Genomic DNA, 2,271 nt, shown 5'->3' with positions numbered 1-2,271 from the left:
GGCTCCACGTCCACGGCACCTCCGTCGACTGGACCGCCGTCCACACCGGACGCGGCGCCCGGCGCCTCGACCTGCCCACCTACCCCTTCCAGCGCGAGGAGTACCGGCTCCAGACCCGGCCCGCCACCGGCGACGTCTCCGGCGCCGGCCTCCGCCCCGCCGGCCACCCCCTGCTCGGCGCCGTCCTCACCCTCACCGACGGCGAGGGCGTCCTGCTGACGGGCCGCGTATCGCTCGCCACGCACCCCTGGCTCGCCGGCCACCGGGTGCTGGGCACCCCCCTGCTGCCGGGCACCGCCCTGGTCGAGCTGGCCGTCCGCGCCGGCGACCAGGTGGGATGCGGCCGGATCGAGCAGCTCACCCTGGAGGCACCGCTCCCGCTGCCTGCGCAGGGCGGCGTGCGGCTCCAGGCCGTCGTCGACGCCGCCGACGCCCACGGCCGGCGCGGCGTACGGCTCTACTCCCAGCCCGACGAGGCCCTCGCCGACGACACCTGGACCCGCCATGCCTCCGGCCTGCTGGCCGCCGCCCCCGCCGTCGCCCCGGACCCCTCCGCGCTCACCGCCTGGCCCCCGGCCGGCGCCGAACCGGCCGACCCCGCCGCCCTCTACGACCGGCTGACCGGCCTCGGCCTGGAGTACGGGCCCCTGTTCCGGGGCGTCCGCGCGGGCTGGCGGCGCGGCGAGGAGCTCTTCGCCGAGATCGCCCTGCCCGACGGCACCGACACCACCGGATTCGGGCTGCACCCCGCCCTCTTCGACGCCGCCCTCCACACCACCGGCCTCGGCGACACCACCCCGCACGACGGCCCCCGTATCCCCTTCGAATGGAACGGCGTCACCCTCCACGCCACCGGAGCCACCACCCTCCGGGCCCGGCTGGCCCCCGCGCCGGACGCGGACGGCGCCGTCACCCTGCTCCTCGCGGACGGCACGGGCCGGCCCGTGCTCTCCGTGGACTCCCTGGTACTGCGCCCCGTGGCGGCCGGGCAGCCGGCCGCCACCGCCGGTACCCGCGGAGACGGGCTCTTCCGGCCGGTGTGGGCCCCCGTGGACCGGCCCGCCGCCCCGCAGGACGCCGAGCTCACCCCGCGCGGCTCGCTCGCCGCCCTGCGCGCGGAGGACGCCCCCGTCCCGGACACCGTGGCCGTGACCGTCACGGCCCCCGAGGGGGACACCCCCGGGGACGACGCCGGCCGGCCCGCCCGGACGGCCCGGGCCGCACCCGCTTCGCCGGCTCCCGGCTGCTGGTCCTCACCCGTGGCGCCGTCGCCACCGGCCCGGGGGAGGGCGCCGACCCCGCGCAGGCCGCCGCCTGGGGTCTCGTCCGCTCGGCGCAGTCCGAGAACCCCGGCCGCTTCCTCCTCGTCGACACCACGGCCGACCCCGGGCAGGCGGACCCCGCCCTGCTCGCCGCCGCTGCCGCCACGGGCGAACCGGAACTGGCGCTGCGCGCCGGAACCCTCCTCGCACCCCGGCTGGTACGCGCCGACGGGCCGCCCGCCGGCCGGGGGAGCGAGGGGACCGACGCGGAGGAGGACCCCGTGTTCGCCCCGCACGGCACCGTCCTGCTCACCGGCGCCTCCGGCACCCTGGGACGCCTGGTCGCCCGCCACCTCGTCACCCGGCACGGCGTCCGCAGGCTGCTCCTGCTCAGCCGCAGCGGCCCCCGCGCGGAAGGCGCACACGAGTTCGCCGCCGAACTCGCCGCCCACGGAGCCGCAGTGGACACCGTGGCCTGCGACGTGGCCGACCGGCAGGCGCTCTCCGCCCTGCTGGCCCGGCTCCCCGCCGAACATCCGCTGACGGCGGTGGTCCACGCGGCCGCCGTCAGCGACGACGGCGTGCTCACCGCCCTCACCCCGGAGCGCATCCAGCGGGTCTTCGCCGCCAAGGTCACCGGCGCACTCCACCTGCACGAACTCACCCGCGACCTGGACCTGTCCGCCTTCGTCCTGTTCTCCTCCGCCGCCGGAACCCTCGGCAGCGCCGGACAGGCCAACTACTGCGCCGCGAACTCCTTCCTCGACGCCCTGGCCGCATCCCGCCGGGCGGAGGGGCTCCCCGCGGTGTCCCTCGCCTGGGGCCTGTGGGCGCAGGACAGCACGCTCACGGCCGGGCTGGCCGCCGCCGACCGGCACAGGATCAGCCGCTCCGGACTGATCGCCCTGGAGGCCGGGGAAGGCCTCGCGCTCCTCGACGCCGCCTGCCGCTCCGAAAGGGCCGCCCTGGTCCCCGTCCGCCTGGACACCGAGGCCCTGCGGGCCCAGGC

At 78.6% G+C, this 2,271-nt stretch carries 1 protein-coding gene and 1 pseudogene; both read left to right on the top strand.

Features of this window, described 5'->3' with window-relative positions; translation table 11 throughout:
• Nucleotides 1-71: 71 nt before the first annotated feature.
• Nucleotides 72-935, top strand: a pseudogene (locus tag VR44_RS46240) (polyketide synthase dehydratase domain-containing protein); the annotation flags it as partial.
• Nucleotides 827-2,271: beta-ketoacyl reductase (locus VR44_RS43525; protein ID WP_245692885.1), on the top strand; the 1,445-nt coding region annotated here is incomplete at its 3' end. The pseudogene VR44_RS46240 and the gene VR44_RS43525, both read left to right, overlap by 109 nt.

Origin of the sequence: Streptomyces katrae (assembly GCF_000966975.1) — a bacterium.
GTDB classification, from domain to species: Bacteria; Actinomycetota; Actinomycetes; order Streptomycetales; family Streptomycetaceae; genus Streptomyces; species Streptomyces katrae.
This window is presented reverse-complemented; position numbering and strand designations above follow the sequence as displayed.